This window comes from Oceaniovalibus sp. ACAM 378 (assembly GCF_008085915.1).
GTDB lineage: Bacteria > Pseudomonadota > Alphaproteobacteria > Rhodobacterales > Rhodobacteraceae > Oceaniglobus.
The window spans coordinates 364,086-389,439 of record NZ_VSJK01000002.1 but is presented as its reverse complement, the minus strand read 5'-3'; the positions used below and the strand labels follow the sequence as shown (position 1 = coordinate 389,439).

Below are 25,354 nucleotides of genomic sequence, written 5' to 3'. Positions count from 1 at the left end.
CATGGCCGACTGGCAAGACCGCTTTGCCCTGACCGGCCGCCGTGCGCTGATCACCGGCGCGTCCAAGGGCATCGGCGCCGAGATCTGCGCCGTATTCGCCGACGCTGGGGCCGATGTGATCGCTGTGGCCCGTGATACCGCAGGATTGGCCGAAACCGCCCGCGCCGTGCGTGAGCGGGGACGCGACTGTCTGACCATCGCCGCCGATATGGCGGATCCGGCGCAGGTGCAGCGCGCCGCCGCGCAGGCGCTGGCCGCCCATCCCACCATCGACATATTGGTCAACTCTGCCGGAATCGCGCGCATTGCCCCGGCCACCGACCTGTCACTGGCCGACTGGGATGAAACCATGGCGGTGAACCTGCGCGCCCCGTTCCTCTGGGCACAGGCGCTGGCCCCCGGCATGATCGAACGGCGCCGCGGCAAGATCATCAACATTTCATCGCAAACCGGGGTGATCGCGCTGGACGATCACGCGGCTTATGCCGCCTCCAAGGGCGGACTGAATGCGCTGACGAAATCGCTTTGCGCCGAATGGGCGCGTTTCAACATTCAGGTCAATGCGATCTGCCCGACCGTGGTGATGACGCCCATGGGTCGGCAGGTCTGGGCCGCGCCCGAAAGGAAAGACCCGATGATCGCCGCAACCCCCGCCCGCCGCTTTGCCGAACCGGTTGAGGTGGCTGATATGGCGCTTTACCTCGCGTCCGACGCCTCGGCGATGGTCAACGGCGCGCTGCTGATGGTGGATGGCGGGTTCACCAGTGTTTGACGCCGCGCTGGATGCCGAAACCGCCTTTGCCCGCTATGAACAGGTGCGCCCAAGGCTGCCCGCCACGGATTTTCCCGCGACTTCGCAAAAGGTGGCGACGCTGGGCGATCTGGCGGATCAGTATGACGGGTTCCTGCTGGACGCCTTTGGCGTGCTGAATGTGGGGGACACGCCGATCCCCGGTGCCATCGCCCGGATGGCCGAATTGCGCGCCATGGACAAACGGCTCTGCGTGCTGACCAACGCCGCCAGCTATACCCGCAGTGGCGCGGTCGAGAAATACCACCGCCTTGGGTTCGACTTTTCGCCCGACGAAGTCGTCACCTCGCGCGAGGTGGCGGCGCGGCGTCTCGACACCATCGCCCCCGGCGCCCATTGGGCGGCGTTTTCGGCGCCCGGTGACGATTATCACGACATTCCGGCGCGTCTGTCCGATGCCATCGATTCACCCGGGCTGTTCGACAGCGCCGACGCATTCGTTTTCCTGTCCTCGCTCCGCTGGACGCCGGAATTGCAGGACCGGTTGATGAACGCATTGATCCGCAACCCGCGCCCGGTGGTCATCGCCAATCCCGATCTTGTCGCCCCGCGCGAAGACGGGTTGAGCCTTGAGCCGGGGTTGTTTGCCCATGGGATGCTCGACCGGATCAATGTTGCGACGCACTGGTTCGGTAAACCCTTCGCCGACGCCTTTGATGATGCCGCCGAACGGATGGATCTGCCGCGCGGTCGGATCGCCATGGTCGGCGACACTTTGCACACAGATGTTCTGGGCGGACGTGCTGCCGGAATGGGAACGGTGCTGATTGCCGATCACGGGCTGTTTGCCGGACGCGACGTTGCGCCGTTTATCACCGCATCGGGGATCGTACCCGACGCAATCGCCGCGACGACCTGATTGATTTGGGCCCAGTGATTTAAGCCGAGTGGTTTGGGCTGAATGATTGGGGCTGACCGGATCATCCGGCCACTGCGGTAACCGGGGGGCCGTTGCAGCCCCCCGCATTGTCTGCACTCAGGCCGAACGCGGCCGCGCCAGATCTCCGACGCCGTCGCCATCGGGCGCCTGACCATAGCTCATCCGCTGCATCTGGCCGATGACCTTGGCCATTTCCTCGTCCGAGAGCACCGGCGGTTCGCCGATGGTCAGCGCCTGAAGGTACATCCGCGCCAATGCCTCGACCTCGATCGCCAGCCACAGGGCACCCTCAAGGTTCTTGCCAAGCGATATCTGGCCGTGCTGGCCCAGCAGACAGGCCATCCGGTCCTTCAGCGCCTTGACCGCCTCTTCCGACAGTTCGGCGGTGCCAAAGGTGGCGTAACCGGCACAGCGGATGTCGGTGCCACCGGCAATCCCGGTCATGTAATGGAACGATGGGATCGACCGGTGATGGCAGGCCAGCGTCGTGGCATAGAGCGAATGGCAGTGCAGCACGACATCCACATCGGGCCGCGCCCTGAGGATATCCCGGTGAAACCGCCATTCCGAGGATGGCCGCAGCCCGTCATAGGTGCCGTCAAAGGCCATCGAGACCAGATCTTCGGGCTGCATCGTTTCATAGGGGCGGCTGGACGGGGTGATCAGGAATCCGTCACCGTGGCGCACGGACAGGTTGCCCGATGTGCCTTGGTTGATGCCGCTGGTGTTCATCCGGCGGCAGATGTCGACCATCTGTTCTCTCAATGTCTTCTCGTCAGTCATTTCTCGTCTTTCTGTGTTCTGGCCAGGGTGCGCCATCGGGCGGCCCAGGCGGTCAGGTCGGGTATATCGGGGGCGGCAGCAGGCGTCAGCAGGTTCAGCTCGGCCTTTGCCTGTCCTTGACGGCACAACAGGGCGGTGCCCGCCGCGACGCCGTAACCTTCGGGATTGACCAGCGTGCGCTGCCCCGGGCGCAGGGCGGCCACCAGCGTCGCAAATGCCGGATCGCGCACGAAACTGCCGTCAAGGATCAGCAGGCGGTCGGGATCAAGGGCGGCGGCGCAAGTCTCGGTCAGCAGTGCGACGTAAAGCACCGCAAGGGCCAGACGTTCGGCGGCGGTCTCGGGCGGTGGCCCGTCGATCCGCCCACGACCACCCGAACCGGGAAACTGGCCATCAGCAGGACTGAACGACGGCAATGCCATGGTGCCTCGCGCAATCAGCCGTTTCACCACCTCCATATCCGCCATCGCGCCTTCGGGTTGATCGCCAGCCACGGCCATGAATTCGCGCCCGCCCATGCTCAGCGCGCCAGCCACCGGATTGCCCCCGACATCGGCGTTCAGCGTCATGCCAAGTGCCTCGTCCAGATCTGCGGGGGCGATACCGTCGGCCAGACCGACGATCCAGGTGCCGGTGGAGACAACGACAAGGTTGGAATACCCCGCCGCCTGATAGCGATAGAAGTTGGCCGAACTGTCATGCAATCCGGTGTGGACCCGCAAGGGTGGCAACCCATGAGCGCCGCAGAGATCGGCGCGCAGTGGGCCCAGAACATCGCCTGCATGGTGAAACGGCGGCATCAACCCGGTCCAGCCCCGCGCCCCGACGATGGGTGAAAACGCCCCGCGTGCGACGTTCCACAGGTGGGATTGCGCCGCCAGATGGGTGACTTCGGAGGCCGCGACCCCGGACAGCCGCCATGCCCAGTATTGCGGTATCCCAAGGACGTGATCCGCCCGCGTGAACCCTTCGGGATCGGCGATCTCGGCCCAGAACATCTGCCGGGCGGTATGGGTCGTCGCCTGCATGATCGCACTGCCGCGATCAAAGAAATCCCCCGCCTGCGGGATATAGGCGTCGTTCAGGCCCGCAGGTGGCTCTTGTTCATAGTCGATCATCGGCACAGCCGTGCCGTCACCGTTCGCCGCCGCCTCTGCCACCAGAACACCGCCGACACCGTGGCCCGCAAAGTTGATGTCACGCAGCGGATGGCGGTCACACAGGTCCTTCAACGCCCTGAACAGCCATATTGCCTGACCGGCCAGATCGTGATGCACCCATGGCGGCCCGGGGCAAGTGGTGTTGGCGTGGGACAGGGTTTCCACCACTGCCCCCTGATCGGTGCAGGCCGACAGCTTGATGTTGGTCTTGCCAACGTCAAGCACCGCGATTGTCGCCGGTAACGCAGTGTCGCTCATCTCAGATCAACCGGTACTGCCGCGCCTTGCCGCGCAGGAAAGGCAGGCCGTTGTCCATTACCTCTTCGAAATTCTCGGCCACCGGGCGCCAGATCGCCAGACCATAGCCCACTTCGGGCGGCATGTTGATAAAGCTCTCCATCGCCAGCCCGCCCTTGTATTCGATGGCCGCCAGAGTCGAATATATCTCGTCCCAATCGCAGGTGCCCCAGCCGGGGGTGCCGCGGTCGGATTCCGACAGGTGGATGTATTTCAGATGCTCGCGCGCGTCGAGAATGCCGTTGCCCGCACCCTTTTCCTCGATGTTCATGTGATAGGTGTCGAGATGGACGAAGATGTTGTCGCTGCCGACCTTTTCAATCATCCATGTCGCCTGTGCGCCGGTGTTGATCAGATGGTTTTCATAGCGGTTCACCGGTTCGATCCCGAACAGGATACCCGCGTCTTTCGCGTGTTTCGCCGCTGCCGAGAGGGCAATCGCGATATTGTCATATTCGGCCATTGTCGGCGGCACGCCGGTGCGTTCGCCGATCCCGCCATAGGTGACACCCGATAGCGCCTCACAGCCCATGGCCGCCGCCACTTCGATGGCTTGCTTCAGGTGCGCGATGGCACCGTCAGGATTGACCGAGGCCCAGGCGTGTTCAGGCAGGCCCAGCGAGGCGACCGCCCGCATGTCGTGCTTTTCCAACAGGGCGCGGGTATGCGCCGCATCCACCGCAGGTGCGTTCAACAGCGCGATTTCGATGAAATCCATTTTATATTCTGCGGCCGAAGGGATCGTGCGCTCGGCCCCCTCGCGGTCCCAGTTCATCGTCCACATGCTGGTATGTACGCCAAAGCCTTGCATGGTTATCCCTTTCGTCGTTTCGGTATTTGTGCGGCAACCCAGCGCAGGACCATGACCCCGATCAGGAACAGGCCCCAGACTGCGGTCGAAAGATGCTGGTTCGCGCCGAGCAGGTTCAGCCCCGATGACAGCGCCTGAAGCACGATCAGCGCGATCACGACCGGCACCACGCGTCCGAACCCGCCAAACGGATCGACGCCGCCCAGAAAACACGCCAGAACCGTGACCAGCAACAGTGCCTCGCCGTGGCCGACCCGCACCGAATTGAACCTTGCAACCATCAGGATCCCCGCCACCGCGCACATCAGCCCCGACAGCGTATAGATCAGCGTCAGCGTGCGTTTCGTGTGGATCCCGGAATAGGCAGCGGCGCGAATGTTCGAGCCGATCATCGTCGCGGCAAACCCGTGGCGCGTCCGCGTCAGCAGGATGTGCCAGACAAAGGCGGCAACGGCGAACAGGATCAGCGGCACAGGTATGCCAAGGATCAGACCATGCCCCAGAGGCCGCAGATAATCCGGAAAGCCCGAGATGTCGCCGCCCTTGGTCAGAAATTCGCCCAGGCCCCGCAAAAAGATCATCATCGCCAGCGACACAAGGATCGGATGCGCGCCGGTATAGGCGATGACCAGCCCCATCACCATTCCGGCCAGCGCGCCAACAATCAGCGCACCAAGCGACCCGACCACGAACCACTCGAACCCGGCATCGACCCCGCCATGGGTGTTCAGCACCCATGCCAGCGTCAGCCCGGCAATGTTGGCGGTGAATACAATCGCAAGGTTCAGCCCGCCGGAAATGATCGGGATCAGCATCGCCAGTGTCAAAAGCCCCAGTTCCGGCAGTTGAAACGCAATCGATCCGAAATTTGCCGCCGTCAGGAACCGCGGCGCGGTCAGTCCGAACAGGATGACGACAAGGATCAGAAAGCCGATCAGGCCCAGAACCTCACCGCCCAGTGCATTGCGCAACCGGGTCACAGATCTCTCCTTTTCGGAGCGGTCATTGCCGAGAAATCGAGGTTCGACATGGAAATCGCGATCAGGATCGTCAGACCGACGACCATCTTGAAGGCATAGGGCGACACACCCATCAGGTTCAGCCCGTTCTGCGTCACAGCAATCAGAGCGACCCCAAGGAAACAGCCCAGAACGCTGCCCCGACCGCCGCCAAGCCGCGCGCCGCCAAGAACCACCGCCGCCAGCACCTCAAGCTCGCGACCGTACAGCGCGTTCGGCACCACTTCGCGGGTGATATGGCTTTGCATCAGCCCGCCGATCCCGGCCATCATTCCCATCCAGCCAAAGGCAATGGCCTGCATCAGCGCGATGTTGATCCCCGCCCGCCGCGCTCCTTCGGGGTTATCGCCGAAGGCATACAACTGACGCCCCGTCGTCGTGTGCCGGATCAACGCCCAAGTCGCGAACATGGCAACCACCATCACCACCACAGGCAGACGAATTTCCGCCCAGGTGCCGCCCGATGTCTCATACTCCCACAGGATAAGGCGGTCCGACCACCAGCCCGGCAGGTTGTACAGGAACCGCCCCGAGGAAAAGAACATCAACAACCCGAAGAAGGCGTTGAATGTGGCGATGGTCACGACGATGGAGATGATCCGGAATTGGTGGATCAGAAAGGCGTTGATCAGCCCCAGAGATATGCCCAGCACCCCCGCCACGACGAACCCGATGGCCCAGTTGCCACCGCCGATCCAGCCGAAGACAAAGACGCAAAGGTACTGCACGACCGAGGCGGCGACGGCAAAGGAGATGTCGATTCCCCCCGCGATCAGCACCACCACCAGCCCCACGGCCCAGATCACATTGACCGCGTTGTTGTTCAGCAGGTCGGTAAAATTCACCAGCGTCAGAAAGCTGGGCGAGGCAGACGACAGTGCGGCGCAGATCACCACCAGCACCGCCAACAGTTTGGCCTCGGTCGGGTAATTGCGCAGGAAACTATGCATAGATCGCGGCCTCCAATCCTTGCAGCGTGGTCTCTCGCGGATCGTATTCGCCCAGAATTCGCCCACCTGCCATGTGCAAGACGCGGTCAGCGTTCGCCAGAACCTCGGTCGCCTCATCGGAAATCAGCAGGATCGCCAGACCGGTTTCGGCCAGTTGTCGCACGATGCGAAAGATCCCTGCCCGCGCGCCGACATCGACGCCCACGGTGGGACTGTCGAGGATCAGCACCCGCGGTTCGGTCGCCAGCCATTTGGCCAGAACCACCCGTTGCTGATTACCGCCCGAAAGAGTCGATACCGCATCTGTCGGCTCACCGATCTTGACCGCAAGTTCGCGGATCCAGTGATCGACCAGCGCGGCTTTCTTGGCGGGCGAGATCAAACCGCCCGATGTGATCCGTTTCAGCACCGCCATCACCGTGTTGTCCGCAATGCTTTGCGGCTGGATCAACCCGAGCGAAAGCCGGTCTTCCGAGACATAGGCGATTCCGGCATCGACTGCCGCGCGGTTGGACGGGAAACGCACCGGTTTTCCGTCCAGCAGAACCTGCCCCGCATCGGCGCGCGACATTCCGAACAACGTGTGCCCCAGCTCCGAGCGTCCGGCACCGATCAGCCCGGTCAGCCCCAGAACCTCACCCGCATGCAGGGTAAAGGACACATCGGCATATTCGCCCTGTCGGGTCAGGCCCTGCACCTCAAGCACCGGCGGGCCAGTCACATCGCGGGCGGCAACCGTGGTTTCAAAATGCTTGCCGGTCATCAATTCGGTCAGCCGGCCTTGGGTCATCCCCTCGGTCGGGTAAACCCCGACCAGCCGACCATCGCGAAACACCGTGACCCGCGATGAAATATCCAGCACCTCGGCCAGACGGTGCGAAACAAAGACCACCGCCACTCCCCGCGCCGACAGTTTGCGCACCACATCCAGAAGCGCATCGGTTTCGCTCTGCGTCAGCGAGGCCGTGGGTTCATCCATGAAGATCAACCGCGCGTCCGACACCAGTGCACGGGCGATCGCCACCACCTGCCGCTGGGCGATGGGCAGGGTGTTCAGCCGCGCGTCAAGGTCAAGATCGACATCAAGCCGCGCCAGTGCCGCCACCGCCCGTTTGCGCATCGCCGGATAGGAAACCCGGCGCGGCCGGTTGCCCAGCATGGTTTCAAACGCAATGTTTTCCGCCACGGTCATTTCCGGGAACAGCGCCAGATCCTGCCAGATCACCGCGATGCCCCGCGCCCGAGCCTCTTGCGGTGTGACCTTTTCGACCACTTCGCCAAACAACTCGATCCGCGCACCGGGGTCGGGTTGATACACGCCGGTCACAATCTTGATGATCGTCGATTTGCCACAGCCGTTTTCGCCCGCCAGACAATGCACCTCGCCTGCATCGACGGCGAAATCCACGCTATCCAGTGCCTGCACACCGCCGAAACGCTTGGACACCGAAGTCAGTCGGATCGCGGGTTCAGCCACGGCGGCAAGAACCCCGGAATGGGCGGATGCTACGCATTTCAGGCTCCGGATAAATAATGGCGGACCGCCCCGGGGAGAGACGGGGCGGCCCGGTTAACGGTGAAATTACAGGCCCAGATCGGCCAGCTCGTCCACCGTATCCTTGTTGATCGTCACCAGATTGTCGGTGATGATGTCACGGTTCTCCACGTCGGGGCTGACAACGCCGAGCCCCGGAATATCTGTGCCCTCGGTGATTTCCGTACCGTCGACCAGCATCTTGCCCATGGTCACGAACACCCGGCCTGCCTCGGCGGGGTTCCACATGAAGCCGCCCGAGATCGCATCGGCCTTGATCATCTCACGGCCCTGACCCGGTGAAAACGGCCCAAGGACAAAGACTTCGCCGGTTTTGCGGCGTTCTTCGATCGCGCGGCCCGCGCCGATCGGCCCTTGCGAACCAAAGGCAAGAAAGCCTTTCAATTCCGGATTCGCCGCCATCAGATCCAGCGCCGTCTTGCGCGATTCATCCACGTTCTCGGCCACGCCGTAACGCTCGCCGATCAGCTTCATATCGGGATAGTTCTCGGCGAGATAGGCAGCCGCCGCATCCGCCCATGCATTGTGCAGCGGAACGGTCAACGAGCCGACGAACATCGCATATTCGCCCTTGCCGCCCATCTTTTCGGCCAGAAGTTTGGCATGTGCTTCACCAAAGCCGGTGGCGCTGGCCATCTCGAAGTTCCAGTCGACGTTTTTCAGCCCCGGACCTTCGTGCGAGATCACCTTGATCCCTGCCGCACGGGCCTTTTCAAGCACCGGCTCAAGCGCCGCCTCGTCGTTTGGAACCACGCCGATCACATCGACGCCCTTGGCGATCAGATCTTCGATGGCGCGCACCTGCAACGACGGATCGGCGCTGGTTGGCCCGATCATCGTCGCATCGACGCCCAGTTCCTCGCCCTTTTCCTTGATGCCCATTTCCATTGCGTTGAACCACGGAATACCGCCGATCTTGACAACGACGCCCATGGTCGGCTTGTCCTGTGCCCAGGCACCGGTGCCAAGCGCAACGGACAGCGCGACACCGGCCAGCAATGCGGATCTTCTTTTCATGACGTTCTCCTCCCCAGGACCATCCACCACGGACAGCCCGTGTAAACCAAGTGCACCATCGATTGTGCGCATCGGTTGAGTTATCACTCCGCGCCCCACTTTTCCCACTACGAAAGACGGGACGCGCAAAGGTCTCATACTCTGCACAATCGATGTTGCCTATGGAAGCAGCAACCGGATAGAGTCGTCAAGACAAAAGTCACTGCAGCCTGACAAATGCATCGCGACAGGGGAAACCACCGCGTGGACGGCACCAACCGCAAGGCAACCATCTATGACATTGCCCGTCTGTCCGGCGCCTCGCCCTCGACGGTCAGTGCGGCATTGGGCGGTAAATGGAAGGCGCGCAGGATCAGCGAAACCACCGTCAACACGATCCGCCTGATTGCCGAACAGCAGGGCTATTCCCCCAATCTTCAGGCGCGCGGATTGCGGCAGGCCAGATCGGGCCTTGTGGGCATGATCATCGCTTTCCATGACAACCGGTTCTTTTCATCCCTGTCGCAGAATTTTGAAGCGCAGGCCCGCCAGAGGGGGTTGGTGCCGGTCATCGCATCGTCCCTACGCGATCCCGTCGAGGAGTTGCGCATTCTTGAAACGCTGATCTCCTATGCGGTGGATTTCGTGTTCATCGCCGGTGCGACCGATCCCGACGCGATCACCGCCGCCTGCAAAGCCGCCAATATGCGTCACGTTTTCGTCGACCTGCCGGGCAGCGGCGCGCCGTCGGTCACCTCTGACAATTATGGTGGCGCGGCGGCGCTGACCCGCGTCTTGCTGACCGGCCTGCCACACGGCGCGCGGCCGCATTTCATCGGCGGATGCGCGTCGGATCAGGCCACATCGCGCCGGATCGCAGCCTTCCGCGCGGAGACACAGACCGCCGGTTTCTCCCTTTCGGATGACCAAATCATCACCTGCGGTTATGCCCCCGGCAGCGCCAGAAGGGCGGTTGCCGCCCTGATGGATCGCTGCGACGGACTTCCCGAGGCGCTGTTCATCAACTCCCTGACTGTGTTGGAGGGTCTGCTGGGCCACTTCACCACCCTGCCCGACGCTGCCACCGAGCACACTCGGTTCGGCTGTTACGACTATGATCCCTTCGCCGCCTTCCTGCGGTTTCCGGTACATATGGTGCGCCAGAACGCGGCCGAACTGATCGTCAAAGCCTATGATCTGATCGACAAACCGTCACGCCAGGTGGTCGAAGTCCCGCCGGATCTGATTCCGCCGCGCACGATCTTTTCTTCGCCGTTTTCCGAACAGGGCTGACCGAACCGGCGATGTGCAGCGCCGGCCACGCAACAAAATTCTCCAGAGAATTTTCAGGAGAAAATCCTCGATTTTCTCGTCTCGCGCCGGGGGGGACGCGCGCTATCTGATCCGGGCTTCGGTCGTGGCGTCAAACAGCATCGCGCGGGCCGGATCGAACGTCACGCCCACTTTCGTACCCGTGACCGATCGTTCATCGCCGCGTTCCTCGACAATCATCCGCTCCCCCGTCGAACCCGCCAGATATGCATAGGAAACACCGCCAAGCGCCTCGGTCAATTCGACAGAATGCGTGTCGCCGGACACCAGTTCCAGATGTTCGGGCCGTATGCCCAACACCACCTCGGTTCCGTCGGCCGGCATCTGCACCGGGACTTTCACTGCGTCCTGCAATGACGCCACCTCGACCATGCCATCCCGGACCGTTCCGGCAAGAAAATTCATCGCCGGACTGCCGATGAAACCCGCCACGAAACGGTTGTCGGGATTGCGGTACAGATCCAGCGGCGCGCCCACCTGCTCGATCCGCCCGGCGCGCAGCACGACGATCTTGTCGGCCAGTGTCATCGCCTCGACCTGATCGTGGGTGACATAGATCATCGTCGCGCCGATTTCCTTGTGCAGACGGGCAATTTCGACCCGCATCTCTACCCGCAGTTCCGCATCGAGGTTGGACAGCGGTTCATCGAACAGGAACACCTCAGGGCCACGCACGATGGCGCGTCCGATCGCGACCCGCTGGCGTTGTCCACCAGACAGCGCAGCAGGCTTGCGATCCAGATAGGAGTCCAGCTTCAGGATACGCGACGCCTCAGCCACCTTGGCCTCGACCTCGGCCTTCGGGTGGCCGGTCATCTTCAGGCCGAACCCCATGTTCTGCTGCACCGTCATATGCGGGTACAGAGCATAGGTCTGGAACACCATTGCCACGCCGCGTTCGGCCGGATCTTCACGGGTCACATCGCGGGCGCCGATGGTCATCCGCCCCTCGGTGGTTTCCTCAAGCCCTGCGACCATCCGCAGCAACGTGGATTTGCCACACCCCGACGGGCCGACAAAAACACAGAATTCACCGTCCGCAATCTCCAGATCGATCCCGTGGATCACCTGAATTTCGCCGTATCGTTTTATCACCTTGGAAAGTGTCACACCTGACATGGGATCATCCTGCTTTGATAAGTTGCGGGGCGGTTCGGCCGGGAAAACGCCAGATTGACGCGTCATCGGCAATCTTGCGGACGGTACTGCGCAGATGCGGCACGAGAGTTTCCAGATCGGCCAGACCGCGCCGCTGTGTCGTCGCGGTGACCGACAGCCCGCCGAGAACCTGACCGTCCTGCGTCAGGATCGGCATGGCGACGCAGATTATACCCGGTTCATGCTCTTCGCGGTCAAAGGCATGGCCGCAGGCGCGAATTTCGGCCAGTTCGACCTGTAATGCGGCCACGCTGGTCAGTGTCGTTGCTGTAAACCGGTGAAATGACTGCTGTTGCAGAACCGGCCCCACCCGGTCCGCCGGGAGGAATGCCAGCATCGCCTTGCCCACGCCGGTGCAATAGGCTGGGCCGATCTTGCCCGCCTCAGCATACATCTGGACCGGGACATCGGCATTGCGCTTGTCGATATAAAGCACCTGCGCGTTGTCCAACTGTGCCAGATGCACCGTTTCGCAGACCTGCGCCGCCAAATCATCCAGATGGCGCTGCGCCAGGGGAGCCAGCGATGCAGTACGCCATGCCGAGTGGGCCAGCCGCACCAGCCGGACCCCCACACGATAGGCGCCAGTCTCGGAATCGACCTGCAACATATCCTGTTGGATCAGCGTCTGAAGCAGCCGGTAAAGCGTCGCCTTGGGAAACGGGCTGTCGCGCAGAAGTTCGGCAAACCGCACCGGGCCGCCATGGGCGGCGACCTGATCAAGCACCTCAAGCGCCTTGCCCACAGTGCCACCGTTGCGCGCATCCGTCTCTTGCATTCGATCCTCCTGCTGTCTCCTTACCGGCGGTTTCACGGGCCCAATCATGTTTGGACTCGCAGACCCTGATCGGGCACCCTTCCGAGGAAACTGTTGACAAGCATAAGCCGGGTGCTGTTAAAATTTCAATATATAAAACAGAGTTCCAACTAATGAAACTGTTCAGGGAGAAACCAATGCGATCCAACTTGAAAGCAACTGTCGCGACTTTGGGTCTGACCATGGCCATGGCAACCGGCGCATTTGCCGATGCCCATGCGGCGAAACTGTCGGGCGATCTCGTTATCTTTTCCGACATGGGCAACCCTGCACCCCGCGCGGTGATGGAAGGCATGGTCGAGCGTTTCGGTGAAATGCACCCTGATCTGAACATTGAACTGACGGTGATCGATCGCGAGGCCTACAAGACCCAGATCCGCAACTTTCTGACCGCCAACACGCCCGATGTGGCCAACTGGTATGCGGCCAACCGAATGTTGCCCTATGTCAACGCCGGGTTGTTTGAAGACATCTCGGATCTTTGGGAAGGCACGCTGAGCGAAGAACTGGCCTCGACCAAGGGCGCGATGACACTCGACGGCAAGCAGTACGGCGTCCCCTATACCTATTATCAGTGGGGCGTTTACTATCGCAAAGACATCTATGACGAATTGGGCCTGTCCGAGCCTAAAACATGGGATGAGTTCAAGGCAAACTGTCAGGCGATCCTCGATTCCGGCAAGAAATGCTTTACCATCGGCACCAAGTTCCTGTGGACCGCCGGTGGCTGGTTCGACTATCTGAACATGCGCACCAACGGCTATGATTTCCACGCCGCCCTGACCAATGGCGAAGTCGAGTGGACCGACCAGCGGGTCAAGGATACGTTCGCAAACTGGCGCGAGCTGCTGGATATGGGCGCGTTTATCGACAACCACACCGCCTATAGCTGGCAAGAGGCGTTGCCCTTCATGACCGGCGGCGACGCTGCCGCATATCTGATGGGCAACTTCGCCGTCGCTCCCCTGCGCGAAGCCGGGCTGACCGACGATCAGTTGGATTTCTATCAGTTCCCGATGATCAACGAAGATGTCGAACTGGCCGAAGATGCGCCGACCGACACCTTCCACATCCCGACGGGTGCGAAGAACAAGGAAAACGCGAGAGAGTTTCTGCGGTTCGTGGTCTCGGCAGACAACCAGACGCTGATCAACAACGGCGACAACCTGGGCCAGCTTCCGGTAAATTCGAAATCATCGGTGGATGACGACAAGTTTCTTGAGCAGGGTTTCCAGATGCTGTCGACCAACAGCCCCGGTGGTGTGGCACAGTTTTTTGACCGTGACGCACCCGCCGAAATGGCCAAGGTGGCGATGGAAGGCTTTCAGGAATTCATGGTCAAGCCCGACAATCTGGACAAGATCCTTGACCGTCTCGAGCGTGCCCGCGCCCGAATTTACTGATCCATACCGGGCGGGAAAAAGTCCCCCCGCCCGCAACCGAAATCAGGGGTGGCGCCTGTTACTGCGGGCGCGCCACCCCACCGGCGACAGCAAAGGGCCGATCCCACCCGGGGCAAGGTCGAAACTGTACGGATCCGAGCGCACCGATATCAAAGTATCGCGCCGTCGGTTCCCCCAGATCAGGTGGCCCCATGACCCACGCGACCCTTCCCGACATCTCTCCTGCCCCGGACAAGCGCAGTTGGTGGCGCCGAAACCAGATCGGGCTGTCACCGTGGCTGTTCCTTGCGCCGGGCATGTTGTTCTTTGCCTTCTATGTGATTTTTCCGATCTTTCAGTCGTTCCAGATTTCGCTGCTGGATTGGGACGGTCTGGGCGAGCCTGAATTCATCGGACTGCAGAACTATCAGGAACTCTACTACGACGATGCCTTCTATACTTCGCTTTGGAACAACATGCTGTGGCTGGTGCTGTACCTCGCGGCGATCCCGGCGGGACTGTTCATCGCGCTGTTCCTGAACCAGACAGTGACGGGCATCCGGCTGTATAAATCCTTGTTTTTCTTTCCCTTCGTGATCTCTCAGGTTGTCGTCGGACTGGTGTTCACATGGTTCTATGATCCAACCTTCGGCCTGCTTAACGTCATGCTGGGCTGGGTCGGACTGGGCCCGATCAACGTGCTGGGGGATGAACGGTTTGTCACTGTGGGGATCATTCTGGCCGGTATCTGGCCGCAGACCGCCTATTGCATGATCCTGTATCTGACCGGGCTCAACGGCGTGAACCCCGAACAGATCGAGGCCGGGCGGCTGGACAATGCCAAGGGCTGGAAAATGCTGTGGTACATCATCATCCCACAGCTGAAACCCGCCACCTTCATCGCCTTTGTCGTCACGATCATCGGCGCGCTGCGCAGTTTCGACCTGATCTCGATCATGACCAACGGCGGCCCCTTCGGATCGTCCCGCGTACTGTCGTTCTATATGTTCGAGGTCGCGTTGTCGGAATACGGGTTCCGCATGGGATATGGCGCCGCGATCGCTGTGGTTCTGTTCCTGATCATGCTCTGCTTCATCGTCTATTTCCTGTGGTCGATGTACCAAGAGGACAAACGCTGATGATCTGTTCCCGCCGCATCACCGATCAATTTACCCGCGCCGCAGACAGGCCTGCAGCGGGCATTCCGGAAAGGAACTGCTGAGATGTTTCCGACCCCGATCGCAAAGACTTCGCGCACGTGGCAGCTGACCTATCAATCGCTTCTGCCGCTGGCCCTGATCCTCTGGCTGTTGCCGCTGATCTCGATCCTTATCTTCTCGATCAAGCCGGATTCGGACTTCACATCGGGCAACTATTGGGGCTGGCCATCCAGCTTTCAGGGCTTCGCCAACTATGGCAAGGTTTTCTTTGAGTCCGACATGCCGCGCTATATGCTGAACTCGGTCCTGATCACCGTTCCCACGGTGATTGGCTGCATGATCCTGTCGTCGATGACCGGATTTGCGCTGGGCGTCTATCGGTTCAAGGCGAACCTCTGGGTCTTCTTCATGTTTGTCGCGGGCAATTTCGTGCCATTCCAGATCCTGATGGTGCCGGTGCGCGATCTGACGCTCGAGATGGGCCTCTACAACACCAAAACCGGTCTGGTGCTGTTTCATATCGCGTTTCAGACCGGGTTCTGCACCCTGTTCATGCGTAATTTCATCCGCGCCCTGCCGTTCGAATTGATCGAGGCGGCGCGGGTCGAGGGGATCGCCGAATGGCGGATCTTCTGGTACATTGTGCTGCCGCTGATGAAACCGGCGCTGGCCGCCATGGCCGTGCTGGTCTTTACCTTTATCTGGAACGATTATTTCTGGGCCGTCGTGCTGACCCAGGGTGTCGAATCCCAACCGGTGACCGCAGGGATCACCAGCTTTAACGCGCAATACCGCGCCGCATACCATTTGATGAGCGCGGGCAGCATTGTCGCCGCCCTCCCCCCCGTGGCAATGTTCTTTCTGATGCAGAAACACTTCATTGCGGGGCTGACCCTTGGCGCCGTGAAATAGGATAACCATGCCCGATCAACGTTATCGCTTCTGGCGGCTGGATGATGGCGGCCAGACTCTGGTTCTGGCCGCCATGGATGACCGGTTGCCCGAATGTGTCTATTGGGGCGGCGCGCTGCCGATGGACGAAGACCTGACCACCGTGGCCCGCGCCTATGCTTTGGACGTGACGGGCGGGATGCTGGATGAAAACCCTGACCTGTCGATCTGCCCGGAGGCCGTGCGCAGCTTTCCGGGCCAGCCGGGCCTGATCCTGCGCGGTGCAGACGGCCAGGCGCTGCTGCCCCGGTTCAGTTTTCAGAATGCAAAGCTGTCCAGTCCGGGCACGGAGGGCAGCGAACCCCGCCAGACCCTGACCCTTATCTTCGCCGACCCCGAAAACGGGCTGCGATACTCTGCCAGTTTCGCCACCGACCCGACAACCGGCGTCATCACGGCGCAGGCTCAGATCGAGTCTGAAACCCCCGTCCATCTGGACTGGCTGGCTGCACCCGTCCTGCCCGCGCCGCAACTCAGCGATGAGATGATCGATGTTTCGGGCCGCTGGATCGGTGAATTCCAATTGAACCGCACCCCATGGTCGGCGGGGATCCGGCTGCGTGAAAACCGCACCGGGCGCACGGGGCATGAACATTTTCCCGGACTGATCCTGCCCGAGCGAGGCGCCAGCAACACCGCCGGGCGCGCATTCGGCTTCCACTATGGCTGGTCGGGCGGGCACCGCATGGTGGCCGAGGAACTGCCCGACGGTCGCCGTCATGTGCAATTCGGCCATGCCTCCGGGACCGAATCCGCGCCCGCCACCCGTTTCTCCACAGCGCCGCTCTATGTCACATATTCCGACACCGGTTTGAACGGTATCGCCGTGGCGTTTCAGCGGCACCTGCGCGACCGGATCGTCACATGGGCAAAACCGGGCACCCCCCGGCCCGTCCATTACAACTGCTGGGAGGCGATCTATTTCGATCACGACCTGACCGAGCTGAAAGACATCGCCAGCCGCGCCGCCGCCCTCGGTGCCGAGCGTTTTGTGCTGGATGACGGCTGGTTCGGGCAGCGCGACGACGACACCACATCGCTGGGTGACTGGACCACCGACAGCCGCAAGTATCCCAATGGCTTGAACCCCCTGATCGATCATGTGCATTCCGAAAACATGACCTTCGGCCTCTGGTTTGAACCCGAGATGGTGAACCCCGAAAGCGATCTGTACCGCGCCCATCCCGAATGGGCGCTGGGGCGCGGGGATCAGACATTGGGACGCCAGCAGATGGCGCTGAACATGGCGCGGCCCGAGGTGCGCGCATACCTTTACGATCACATCGCGGCGATCCTGTCGGCCCATGCGATCGACTATATCAAATGGGATCATAACCGCGTCCTGCCCACGCCCGACGCGGCGCAGACCCGTGGCACCTATGATCTGATCGACCGGTTGCGCGCCGATTTTCCGACTGTCGAGATCGAAAGCTGCGCCTCGGGGGGCGGGCGGATCGACTTCGGCATCCTGCAACGCAGCCAGCGCGTCTGGCTGTCCGACAGCAACGACGCATTGGAACGTCTGCGGATCCAGCACAACGCGGCGCTGTTCCTGCCACTTGCCGTCACCGGCAGCCATGTCGGCCCGCGCCATTGCCACACCTCGGGGCGCACCATTGATATAGGGTTCCGCGCATGGGTCGCGGCACAGCGGCACATGGGGTTCGAAATGGACCCCCGCGAGTTGACCGAGGACGAGGCGGGCGTGCTGCGCGATGTGACAACGTGGTGGAAAGCAAACCGCGACTGGATGTGCGCCGGCGATATCCTGCGGTTGGACAGCGCCGATCCATCGGTGATCGCCGAACAGCAGACAGCCCGTGACGGCTCGCGTTTTGTAGTGTTTTCAGGCAAGGCAGACAGCAGCAGCCAGATCGCGCCGCGCCCCCTGCGCCTGACCGGGCTGGACGTGGCCGCAAAATACCGGATCCATCTGGCCAACCGCGCCGATGCCGTGGCTTTGTCGCGCGGAACACCGGTGCTGAAAACCGACGATATCACCTTGTCGGGCCGATATCTGATGGACCATGGGCTGACCCTGCCCTGGTCCTTTCCGCTGACCATGTGGGTGATCGAAGGAGAACGCCAGTGAGCGCCACATTTCCCGATCTGAATGGCAAGTCCGTCTTTATCACCGGCGGCGGTTCCGGAATCGGCGCGGCCCTGACCGACGGATTCATGGCTCAGGGTGCAAACGTCGGCTTTGTTCAGCGCTCCGACGCCAGCGCGTTTCTTGCCACCATGGAGCACAAACATGGCCGCCGCCCATGGTTTCGTCCCTGCGACGTGAGCGATATAGACGCCTTGCAATCGGCCATCGCCGATGCGGCCACGGCCAACGGCGCGATCACGATTCTGGTGAACAACGCCGCCAATGACCGGCGGCACACAACGATGGAGCTGACAACGGGTGATTTCGACGCCCTGATCGCGATCAACCTGCGCCCCTTCCTGTTCGCTTTGCAGTCCGTGGTGCCGGGAATGCGGGCGGCGGGCGGTGGGGCGGTCGTCAATCTGTCGTCGATCAGTTACATGATGGGCATGTCGGAAATGCCGGTCTATACTGCCGCGAAATCCGCCATCAATGCGCTGACCCGCGGCCATGCCCGTGAATTCGGCCCCGACAACATCCGCGTCAACACTCTGTCGCCCGGCATGGTGCTGACCCAACGCCAGCTTGACGACGTCGTCTCTGAAAAGGACATCGAGAACCACATGCATATGCAGTGCCTTAAACAGCGGATTTCACCCGAAGATATGGTTGGTCCCTGCCTGTTCCTTGCGTCGGATGCGGCGCGTATGGTGACCGGTCAGGCGCTGGTGGTGGACGCTGGCGTGGTGGTGACAGGATGAAATCGCGCGGACCTGTGGTGCCTGAATGGGTGGCAGTCGACTGGGGCACGACCCATTGCCGGGCATGGGCCATGGGGCAAGACGGCTCGATCCTTGAAGACCGGCGATCCGACCGCGGCATGGGCAGCCTTGCACCCGATGAATTTGAACCGGCGCTGACCGATCTGCTGGCCGACTGGCTGGACAAGGTCACGCCGGACACACCGCTTTCCGTCATCTGCTGTGGCATGGTCGGCGCGCGGCAGGGCTGGGCCGAAGCTGCCTATGTCGCCGTACCCTGCCCGCCTCTGTCGCCCGATCTGACGCGGGTGAAAGCCCGTGATCCCCGCCTTGACGTGCGGATCGTGCCGGGCCTGAAACAGGACCGTCCCGCCGATGTGATGCGCGGCGAAGAAACCCAGATCGCCGGTTTCCTGTCGCACACACCGCAGTTCGACGGCGTGCTCTGTCTGCCCGGCAGCCACACCAAATGGGTGCAGATCAGCGCGGGCGAGGTGACGGGGTTCCAGACCGTCATGACCGGCGAATTGTTCGCTGCCATCGCAGGCCATACGGTTTTGCGCCATTCCATCGCGGATGGCTGGGACGACGCAGCCTTTGCCACCGCGCTGTCCGATGCCCTGTCCCACCCCGAGCGTCTGGCGGCCCGGCTGTTCTCTCTGCGCGCCGAGGGATTGTTGCACGATCTGTCCGGCGCCACCGCCCGCGCCCGCCTGTCGGGACTGTTGATCGGGGCCGAGCTTTCGGCGACACGCGCCTGGTGGCTGGGTCGCCAGATCGCACTGATCGGGGCTGCAACCCTGTGCAGCCATTATGAAACCGCGCTTGTCGCCCAAGGGGTGCAACCGATCCGCACCAACGGCGACGGATTGACCCGTGCCGGCCTGATCGCAGCCCGCGCCCTGACTGTGAGGAAATAACCATATGAGCAGACCCCTGATCGCCATTCTGCGCGGTATCGACCCGTCCGAGGCAGTGCCGGTCGCCGCCGCGCTGATCGAGGCGGGCATCACCCGTATCGAGGTCCCGCTGAACTCGCCCTCGCCGTTTGACAGTATCGAGGCGATGGCATCGGCCCATGGCAAGGACGCGCTGATCGGTGCGGGCACGGTCCTAAGCGCCGAACAGGTGGCGCAGGTGAGCAATGTCGGCGGCAAGCTGATCGTTTCACCAAACTGTGACCCCGAGGTGATTCACGCCACCAAAAAGCTGGACCTGCAAAGCTTTCCCGGCATCCTGACCCCGTCCGAGGCATTCGCGGCCCTGAAAGCCGGTGCCGACGGGATCAAGGTGTTCCCCGCCTTCCAGATGGGGACAGAGGGGCTCAAGGCCCTGCGCGCCGTGCTGCCGGTGGACACAAAGGTGTTCATGGTCGGTGGTGTCGGGCCAGACAATTTCCACGACTATATCGCCGCCGGTGCGACCGGGTTCGGCATCGGCACGGCACTGTACCGCCCCGGCGATACCTTGGCCGACATTTCAACCCGCGCCCGCGAAATGGTCGCGGCCTTTGACGGAGCCTCAGGATGAGCATTTCAGTTTTCGATCCCACCCCCTGCCAATTGGGCGAGGGGCCACTTTGGCATCCGTCGCTGGGTTGCCTGTTCTGGTTCGACATTCTGGGCAAGCGGCTGTTCCAGCGCACCGACAAGACCCGACATTGGAATTTCGACGAAATCGTCACGGCCGCTGGCTGGATTGATGACGACCGCCTTTTGATCGCGTCGGAAACCCGGCTGTTCACCTTTTCCCTGTCCACCGAGGCCAAGGAAACGGTCTGCCTGCTGGAATCCGACAATCCCGACACCCGGTCGAACGATGGGCGGGCCGATCCCTTCGGCGGGTTCTGGATCGGCACAATGGGCAAGTCGGGACAGAAAGACGCGGGCGCATTCTATCGGTTTTACAAAGGCGAGCTGCGCCAGTTGTTCGCGCCGATCAGCACCACCAACGCGATCTGCTTCAGCCCCGATGGCACATTCGCCTATTTCGCCGACACGCCAACCCACATCATTCAGCGCGTTGCTCTTGATTCCGAAGGCTGGCCCGACGGCGACCCCGAGCCATGGCTGGATCTGTCCGAAGAAGCCCTGCGCCCCGACGGGGCCGTCACCGACGCGGCTGGCAATCTGTGGAACGCCCAATGGGGTGCGGCGCGCATCGCCTGTTATTCGCCCGATGCCAAGCTTCTGGAAACCATTGCGATCCCGGCAAACCTTGCCACCTGCCCGGCCTTCGGCGGCGCTGACCTGACGACGCTGTTCTGTACCTCGGCCTCGGTCAAGGATGACGGCCCGGCAGCGGGGCAGACCTTTGCCATCGAAACGGCGCACAAAGGCAGACCGGAACCGGCAGTCATCATCTGACACCTGTGCAGGGGGGCGGTTTCACACTGCCCCCTCGCCTAACGGAAACACCACTCCCTCTCATTCCGACCGGACCCTTGCCATGACGAACCGCGCCCTTGGTGTCTGCTACTACCCCGAACATTGGCCCGAGGATCAGTGGTCATCCGATGCCGCCCTGATGGTGGAAACCGGGCTGTCCTGGGTCCGGATCGGCGAATTCGCATGGTCGCGCATCGAACCGCGCGAGGGGAGGTTCGATTTCGGCTGGCTTGATCGCGCAATCGAAACCCTTGGAGATGCCGGATTAAAGGTGATCCTCGGTACGCCCACGGCCACCCCGCCGCGCTGGATGGTCGACAAACACCCCGACATGCTCGCCGTCGATGAACACGGCCGCCCGCGCCGGTTCGGATCACGCCGCCACTATTGTTTCAGCCACCCGGGGTACCGCGATGAATGTTACCGCATCGTCACCCTTCTTGGGGAACGCTATGGCTCCAACCCCCATGTCCGGGCATGGCAGACCGACAATGAATACGGCTGCCATGACACGACGCTGAGTTATTCCAGCGCCGCACGCGATGCATTTCGCGACTGGTGCGCCCAGCGGTATCAATCGGTCGCTGCCCTAAACCGCGCATGGGGCAACGTATTCTGGTCGATGGACTATGACAGTATCGACGACATCGACCTGCCGAACCTGACAGTGACCGAACCGAACCCCGCCCATGTCATGGCTTTTCGCCGGTTCAGCAGCGATCAGGTCGTGCGGTTCAACAGGGTACAGACGGAGGTGTTGCGCCGCCACACCGATGCGCCGCTGATCCACAACTATATGGGCCGCATCCTCGACTTCGATCACTTCGATGTCGGCGCCGATCTCGATATCGCCTCCTGGGACAGCTATCCCATCGGGTTCCTGTCCGACCGGATCGAGGCCACCCCAGAACACAAGGCCCGCTTCCTGCGTCAGGGCGACCCCGACATGCAGGCGTTTCACCACGATCTTTACCGCGCCGTGGGACGCTCTGGCAAAACTGGACAGCCAAAAGAAGGTGGCTGGTGGGTGATGGAGCAGCAGCCCGGCCCGGTAAACTGGGCGCCCTACAACCCCGCGCCCCTGCCCGGCATGGTCCGGCTCTGGACATGGGAGGCCTTCGCCCACGGGGCCGGGGCCGTGTGTTATTTCCGCTGGCGTCAGGCACCCTTTGCGCAGGAACAACAACACGCCGGCCTGTTGCGCCCCGACAGCGCCCCTGCCCCGGCCTTGGGCGAAGCTGCGACAGTCGCCCGCGAGCTGGCCGATATGCCACAGGCCGAAACCGCCACCGCCCGTGTCGCGCTGCTGTTCGACTATCCCTCGGCCTGGGCATGGGAGATCCAACCGCAGGGTGCCGATTTCGACTATTTCCGCCTGAGTTTCGCCGCCTACCGTGCGCTGCGCCGGGCCGGTCTGTCGGTCGATATCCTGCGCGCCGATGGCGAACTCTCGGGTTATGATCTGATCCTGGCCCCCGGTATCGCCACCCTGCCGCAGGTATTTCTGGACCGTCTGGGCGATTTTCCCGGCACGGCTCTGATCGGCCCGCGCAGCAACGCCAAGACCCCGGACCTGTCGATCCCGCTGCCGCTGCCCCCCGCTTTGCCGGGGCTGGACGCCACAGTCGCACAGGTCGAATCCCTGCCGCCCGGGATTTCGGTGCCCCTGAGCGCTGGCGGCGCCTTTGCCCATTGGTTCGAACACCTCGAAGGCGCTGCGATGATCACCGAAACCACCACCGCAGGCCAACCCGCGATCATGTCCAACGGCAAGCAACACTATCTTGCAGGCTGGCCCGATGATGCCGCCTTCGACCGCCTGATCGCCAATGCCTGCACAGCCGAGCGCATCGCGACCCGCAATCTGCCTGACGGGTTGCGCTGCCGCGACACGTCCACCCACCGGTTCTGGTTCAACTATGCCCCCGATCCGGTGGAGATCGACGGGATGACACTCTCCCCCGCCGGGGTCGCCTGGGTGCCCCTGTGACCCCTTTCGGCATCCGCACCGACGGGCGCGCGGTCCATGCTGTGACCCTGTCCAACACCACGCTCCGTGCAACGGTGCTGACCCACGGAGCGGTGCTGCAATCGCTCTACCTTTCCGGACAGGCCCACAGTCTGACGCTCGGCGCGACGGATATCGCCGCCTATGAGGGCGACATGACCTATTTCGGATCGGTCATCGCGCCGGTGGTCAACCGGATCAAGGACGCCAGCGCGCAAATCGCAGGACGGGCACACCGGTTTCAGGCCAACGAAGGCCCGAACACCCTGCACAGCGGTGCCGCAGGCACCCAAAACGCGCTCTGGTCGGTGCAAGACCACGGTGAAACCCATGTCACGCTGACCGTCACGTTGCCCGATGGCGAAGGCGGATTTCCCGGCAATCGGCGTATCACCGCCACCTATGCGCTGTCAGGCGACACCCTCAGCCTCGACATCACGGCCACGACCGACGCGCCGACCCTGATGAACATCGCCCACCACGGGTATTGGAACCTTGACGGAAGCGAAACCTGGGCGGGCCATACCCTTACAGTCCACGCCGACCGGATCCTGCCAAATGACGATCGAAACCTGCCAACCGGTGTTGTGCAGTCGCTTGACGGTCATCCCCATGACATGCGCCACCCACGCCGGATCACGCCGGGTGCTCTGCCGCCGCTTGATCACAACTTCTGTCTGGCCGATGCGCGCCGCGAACTGACCCCGGCCCTGTGCCTGACTGGCGCAACGGGCCTCACCATGGAGATCGCCACCACCGGACCGGGGTTACAGATCTTCGACGCGGCCCCGATCAACACAGGCTCGCTTGCAACGCTGCACAATCGCACCTACCGGGCGCATTGCGGCCTCGCAATCGAGCCGCAATCCTGGCCCGACGCGCCGCACCACGCGCATTTCCCAAACATTGTCCTGCGCCCCGGCGAACCCTGGCACCAGACGACAACCTTCCACTTTACCCCGGCTTCTTCTTTGTAAAAATACTCGCGCCGCAGGCACGCCGCGCAGCGGTGTTCCCTTTCGGCCCCGTCAGGCCGTCACCAAACCTCGACGTTCATCCAACCACAGAACCGCGCCCAGCGCGATTCCGACCAGATTGATCAGTGTCGTTCGAACAACGGGCCATGGCCCGGGAATTGATCGTCGATGCCCATGGCCCGCAGCGCGTGCCAATAGGTTGCGGCGTTGATCGCAATGAATGGCTTGCCCCGCTCAGCCTCAAGTTCGCGGCACAGCGCGACCATGGGCAGGTTGGTTCCCACCTGAACGAAGGCGTCGATGGTATCGTCGTCCATTTCTTCGAGATGCGCGCGCAGCGTGTCGGGTCGCACCTGCGCGATGGCCACGGGCGAATTGCGTTTCAGGCCGCGAAATTTTGCAACGTCAAACCCGCAGTCCTGAAAGAACCGCGTCACATTCACATCAGAAATTGGAAAATACGGCGATATGACCGCTATCCGCTTGGCCCGCGTGGTGTTCAGCGCAGCCTCGCAGGCGAACGAACCCGCCGATACCCTGACACCGCAGTAATCGGACAATTCATTCATCGCCTTTCGCTGTCATCGCGTCCATCCCAGAACATCAGCGCCGACATTCCCATGATCAGATGTTCCGGCTGGCAAGTCATGCAGCGGTCAACCGCATCGTTCAGCGTCGCGCCAATCGGCTTGACCAAAGCGATGAAACCGTCGTCGTCGCTGACTGCCATGATGGGTACGAAGAGACGCGCGAAATGGTTGGTCACACCCGCCGGGCGGCGGCAGACACTGATCTGCTGCCCCCCCGCCGTCGATCGCAAGGGCGCGGACGGCAACCTGCTGTCTTTGGCAGTCATGCGCGACGCGATCCTGTGGCTGGCGGGATTGCAGCGACGGACATACGGGCGAACACTATGTCCCGCGATTGTGGGATGGGCCGGATGCAGCGCGGGACGCTTCGGTTCCGAAACCCCGGATCATGTAACCCCGGCACCGCAAAATCGAAAGCGGCCCTTCACGGCCATTTCACCCGGCTGACGGAAGATTTGGGCATCAACGCCATCATCC

24 protein-coding genes are annotated in these 25,354 nt (G+C 62.1%); 13 read left to right on the top strand and 11 right to left on the bottom strand.

Annotated features, from left to right (window positions below; all coding sequences use genetic code 11):
- The first annotated feature begins 1 nt into the window (after position 1).
- A complete protein-coding gene (locus FQ320_RS03795) occupies positions 2-772 on the top strand; it encodes an SDR family NAD(P)-dependent oxidoreductase (RefSeq protein ID WP_148470174.1) in 771 nt (256 codons plus the stop codon).
- Complete coding sequence (locus FQ320_RS03790; RefSeq protein WP_148470172.1) at positions 750-1,670, top strand: HAD-IIA family hydrolase; 921 nt, start codon at positions 750-752, stop codon at positions 1,668-1,670. The genes FQ320_RS03795 and FQ320_RS03790 overlap by 23 nt, the downstream gene beginning before the upstream one ends.
- A gap of 117 nt (positions 1,671-1,787) precedes the next feature.
- Here FQ320_RS03790 and FQ320_RS03785 read toward each other — a convergent pair whose 3' ends face one another.
- From FQ320_RS03785 to FQ320_RS03755, 7 genes are all read right to left on the bottom strand, one after another.
- On the bottom strand, positions 1,788-2,474 hold the full coding sequence (locus FQ320_RS03785) for a class II aldolase/adducin family protein (protein ID WP_148470170.1): 687 nt from the start codon (positions 2,472-2,474) through the stop codon (positions 1,788-1,790).
- The gene (locus tag FQ320_RS03780) at positions 2,471-3,892 is read right to left on the bottom strand and encodes an FGGY family carbohydrate kinase (RefSeq protein ID WP_148470168.1); all 1,422 of its coding nucleotides are present in this window, start codon (positions 3,890-3,892) and stop codon (positions 2,471-2,473) included. The genes FQ320_RS03785 and FQ320_RS03780 overlap by 4 nt, the downstream gene beginning before the upstream one ends.
- Position 3,893: 1 nt before the next feature.
- Complete coding sequence (locus tag FQ320_RS03775; RefSeq protein ID WP_148470166.1) at positions 3,894-4,742, bottom strand: sugar phosphate isomerase/epimerase; 849 nt, start codon at positions 4,740-4,742, stop codon at positions 3,894-3,896.
- A 2-nt stretch (positions 4,743-4,744) separates the two neighbouring features.
- Positions 4,745-5,722, bottom strand: a complete 978-nt coding sequence (locus tag FQ320_RS03770) for an ABC transporter permease (protein WP_148470164.1) — start codon at positions 5,720-5,722, stop codon at positions 4,745-4,747.
- Positions 5,719-6,711 (bottom strand): ABC transporter permease, encoded by a 993-nt coding sequence (locus FQ320_RS03765; RefSeq protein WP_148470162.1) that lies wholly within the window; start codon positions 6,709-6,711, stop codon positions 5,719-5,721. The genes FQ320_RS03770 and FQ320_RS03765 overlap by 4 nt, the downstream gene beginning before the upstream one ends.
- Positions 6,704-8,188, bottom strand: coding sequence for a sugar ABC transporter ATP-binding protein (locus FQ320_RS03760; protein ID WP_255509356.1), 1,485 nt, complete (start codon positions 8,186-8,188; stop codon positions 6,704-6,706). The genes FQ320_RS03765 and FQ320_RS03760 overlap by 8 nt, the downstream gene beginning before the upstream one ends.
- Before the next feature lie 105 nt (positions 8,189-8,293).
- Positions 8,294-9,283, bottom strand: coding sequence for a substrate-binding domain-containing protein (locus FQ320_RS03755; RefSeq protein WP_148470158.1), 990 nt, complete (start codon positions 9,281-9,283; stop codon positions 8,294-8,296).
- A 243-nt stretch (positions 9,284-9,526) separates the two neighbouring features.
- Here FQ320_RS03755 and FQ320_RS03750 point away from each other — a divergent pair, with 243 nt between their 5' ends.
- Positions 9,527-10,555, top strand: coding sequence for a LacI family DNA-binding transcriptional regulator (locus FQ320_RS03750; protein WP_222861565.1), 1,029 nt, complete (start codon positions 9,527-9,529; stop codon positions 10,553-10,555).
- Positions 10,556-10,657: 102 nt separating this feature from the next.
- On the opposite strand, the gene FQ320_RS03745 is transcribed toward FQ320_RS03750, so the two are convergent.
- Both FQ320_RS03745 and FQ320_RS03740 read right to left on the bottom strand, forming a co-directional pair.
- A complete protein-coding gene (locus tag FQ320_RS03745) occupies positions 10,658-11,713 on the bottom strand; it encodes an ABC transporter ATP-binding protein (protein WP_148470154.1) in 1,056 nt (351 codons plus the stop codon).
- Positions 11,714-11,717: 4 nt separating this feature from the next.
- Positions 11,718-12,530 (bottom strand): IclR family transcriptional regulator, encoded by an 813-nt coding sequence (locus tag FQ320_RS03740; protein ID WP_148470152.1) that lies wholly within the window; start codon positions 12,528-12,530, stop codon positions 11,718-11,720.
- Between the two features lie 176 nt (positions 12,531-12,706).
- Between FQ320_RS03740 and FQ320_RS03735 the strand changes: the two genes are divergently transcribed.
- The 10 genes from FQ320_RS03735 to FQ320_RS03690 all read left to right on the top strand — a co-directional run bounded on the left by FQ320_RS03735 (position 12,707) and on the right by FQ320_RS03690 (position 24,287).
- Positions 12,707-13,972, top strand: a complete 1,266-nt coding sequence (locus FQ320_RS03735) for an ABC transporter substrate-binding protein (RefSeq protein ID WP_148470151.1) — start codon at positions 12,707-12,709, stop codon at positions 13,970-13,972.
- 191 nt (positions 13,973-14,163) lie between these two features.
- Entirely contained in the window at positions 14,164-15,090 is a 927-nt protein-coding gene (locus FQ320_RS03730) for a carbohydrate ABC transporter permease (protein ID WP_148470149.1), read from the top strand.
- Between the two features lie 84 nt (positions 15,091-15,174).
- Positions 15,175-16,023, top strand: coding sequence for a carbohydrate ABC transporter permease (locus tag FQ320_RS03725; protein WP_148470147.1), 849 nt, complete (start codon positions 15,175-15,177; stop codon positions 16,021-16,023).
- Positions 16,024-16,030: 7 nt separating this feature from the next.
- Positions 16,031-18,154 (top strand): alpha-galactosidase, encoded by a 2,124-nt coding sequence (locus tag FQ320_RS03720; protein ID WP_148470145.1) that lies wholly within the window; start codon positions 16,031-16,033, stop codon positions 18,152-18,154.
- Positions 18,151-18,915, top strand: a complete 765-nt coding sequence (locus FQ320_RS03715) for an SDR family NAD(P)-dependent oxidoreductase (protein WP_148470143.1) — start codon at positions 18,151-18,153, stop codon at positions 18,913-18,915. The genes FQ320_RS03720 and FQ320_RS03715 overlap by 4 nt, the downstream gene beginning before the upstream one ends.
- Complete coding sequence (locus FQ320_RS03710; protein WP_148470141.1) at positions 18,912-19,835, top strand: 2-dehydro-3-deoxygalactonokinase; 924 nt, start codon at positions 18,912-18,914, stop codon at positions 19,833-19,835. The genes FQ320_RS03715 and FQ320_RS03710 overlap by 4 nt, the downstream gene beginning before the upstream one ends.
- Positions 19,836-19,839: 4 nt before the next feature.
- Positions 19,840-20,445: a 2-dehydro-3-deoxy-6-phosphogalactonate aldolase gene (locus FQ320_RS03705; protein WP_148470139.1), complete on the top strand. Its 606-nt coding sequence runs from the start codon at positions 19,840-19,842 to the stop codon at positions 20,443-20,445.
- A complete protein-coding gene (locus tag FQ320_RS03700; protein WP_148470137.1) occupies positions 20,442-21,281 on the top strand; it encodes an SMP-30/gluconolactonase/LRE family protein in 840 nt (279 codons plus the stop codon). Before FQ320_RS03705 ends, FQ320_RS03700 begins: the two co-directional genes overlap by 4 nt.
- 82 nt (positions 21,282-21,363) lie before the next feature.
- The gene (locus FQ320_RS03695; RefSeq protein WP_148470135.1) at positions 21,364-23,292 is read left to right on the top strand and encodes a beta-galactosidase; all 1,929 of its coding nucleotides are present in this window, start codon (positions 21,364-21,366) and stop codon (positions 23,290-23,292) included.
- The gene (locus tag FQ320_RS03690; RefSeq protein ID WP_148470133.1) at positions 23,289-24,287 is read left to right on the top strand and encodes an aldose epimerase family protein; all 999 of its coding nucleotides are present in this window, start codon (positions 23,289-23,291) and stop codon (positions 24,285-24,287) included. Before FQ320_RS03695 ends, FQ320_RS03690 begins: the two co-directional genes overlap by 4 nt.
- A 122-nt stretch (positions 24,288-24,409) precedes the next feature.
- On the opposite strand, the gene FQ320_RS03685 is transcribed toward FQ320_RS03690, so the two are convergent.
- Together FQ320_RS03685 and FQ320_RS03680 are read right to left on the bottom strand one after the other, a co-directional pair.
- Positions 24,410-24,856 carry a hypothetical protein gene (locus tag FQ320_RS03685; protein ID WP_148470131.1) on the bottom strand — a complete coding sequence of 149 codons (447 nt, stop codon included), beginning with the start codon at positions 24,854-24,856 and terminating at the stop codon, positions 24,410-24,412.
- Entirely contained in the window at positions 24,853-25,143 is a 291-nt protein-coding gene (locus tag FQ320_RS03680; protein ID WP_148470129.1) for a hypothetical protein, read from the bottom strand. Before FQ320_RS03680 ends, FQ320_RS03685 begins: the two co-directional genes overlap by 4 nt.
- Positions 25,144-25,354: the final 211 nt, after the last annotated feature.

Coding starts and splice junctions, on each gene's coding strand:
- FQ320_RS03795 (WP_148470174.1), top strand. CDS start 2: ATGGCCGACTGGCAAGACCGCTTTGCCCTGACCGGCCGCCGTGCGCTG.
- FQ320_RS03790 (WP_148470172.1), top strand. CDS start 750: ATGGCGGGTTCACCAGTGTTTGACGCCGCGCTGGATGCCGAAACCGCC.
- FQ320_RS03785 (WP_148470170.1), bottom strand. CDS start 2,474: ATGACTGACGAGAAGACATTGAGAGAACAGATGGTCGACATCTGCCGC.
- FQ320_RS03780 (WP_148470168.1), bottom strand. CDS start 3,892: ATGAGCGACACTGCGTTACCGGCGACAATCGCGGTGCTTGACGTTGGC.
- FQ320_RS03775 (WP_148470166.1), bottom strand. CDS start 4,742: ATGCAAGGCTTTGGCGTACATACCAGCATGTGGACGATGAACTGGGAC.
- FQ320_RS03765 (WP_148470162.1), bottom strand. CDS start 6,711: ATGCATAGTTTCCTGCGCAATTACCCGACCGAGGCCAAACTGTTGGCG.
- FQ320_RS03755 (WP_148470158.1), bottom strand. CDS start 9,283: ATGAAAAGAAGATCCGCATTGCTGGCCGGTGTCGCGCTGTCCGTTGCG.
- FQ320_RS03745 (WP_148470154.1), bottom strand. CDS start 11,713: ATGTCAGGTGTGACACTTTCCAAGGTGATAAAACGATACGGCGAAATT.
- FQ320_RS03740 (WP_148470152.1), bottom strand. CDS start 12,530: ATGCAAGAGACGGATGCGCGCAACGGTGGCACTGTGGGCAAGGCGCTT.
- FQ320_RS03735 (WP_148470151.1), top strand. CDS start 12,707: ATGCGATCCAACTTGAAAGCAACTGTCGCGACTTTGGGTCTGACCATG.
- FQ320_RS03730 (WP_148470149.1), top strand. CDS start 14,164: ATGACCCACGCGACCCTTCCCGACATCTCTCCTGCCCCGGACAAGCGC.
- FQ320_RS03725 (WP_148470147.1), top strand. CDS start 15,175: ATGTTTCCGACCCCGATCGCAAAGACTTCGCGCACGTGGCAGCTGACC.
- FQ320_RS03720 (WP_148470145.1), top strand. CDS start 16,031: ATGCCCGATCAACGTTATCGCTTCTGGCGGCTGGATGATGGCGGCCAG.
- FQ320_RS03710 (WP_148470141.1), top strand. CDS start 18,912: ATGAAATCGCGCGGACCTGTGGTGCCTGAATGGGTGGCAGTCGACTGG.
- FQ320_RS03705 (WP_148470139.1), top strand. CDS start 19,840: ATGAGCAGACCCCTGATCGCCATTCTGCGCGGTATCGACCCGTCCGAG.
- FQ320_RS03700 (WP_148470137.1), top strand. CDS start 20,442: ATGAGCATTTCAGTTTTCGATCCCACCCCCTGCCAATTGGGCGAGGGG.
- FQ320_RS03695 (WP_148470135.1), top strand. CDS start 21,364: ATGACGAACCGCGCCCTTGGTGTCTGCTACTACCCCGAACATTGGCCC.
- FQ320_RS03685 (WP_148470131.1), bottom strand. CDS start 24,856: ATGAATGAATTGTCCGATTACTGCGGTGTCAGGGTATCGGCGGGTTCG.
- FQ320_RS03680 (WP_148470129.1), bottom strand. CDS start 25,143: ATGACTGCCAAAGACAGCAGGTTGCCGTCCGCGCCCTTGCGATCGACG.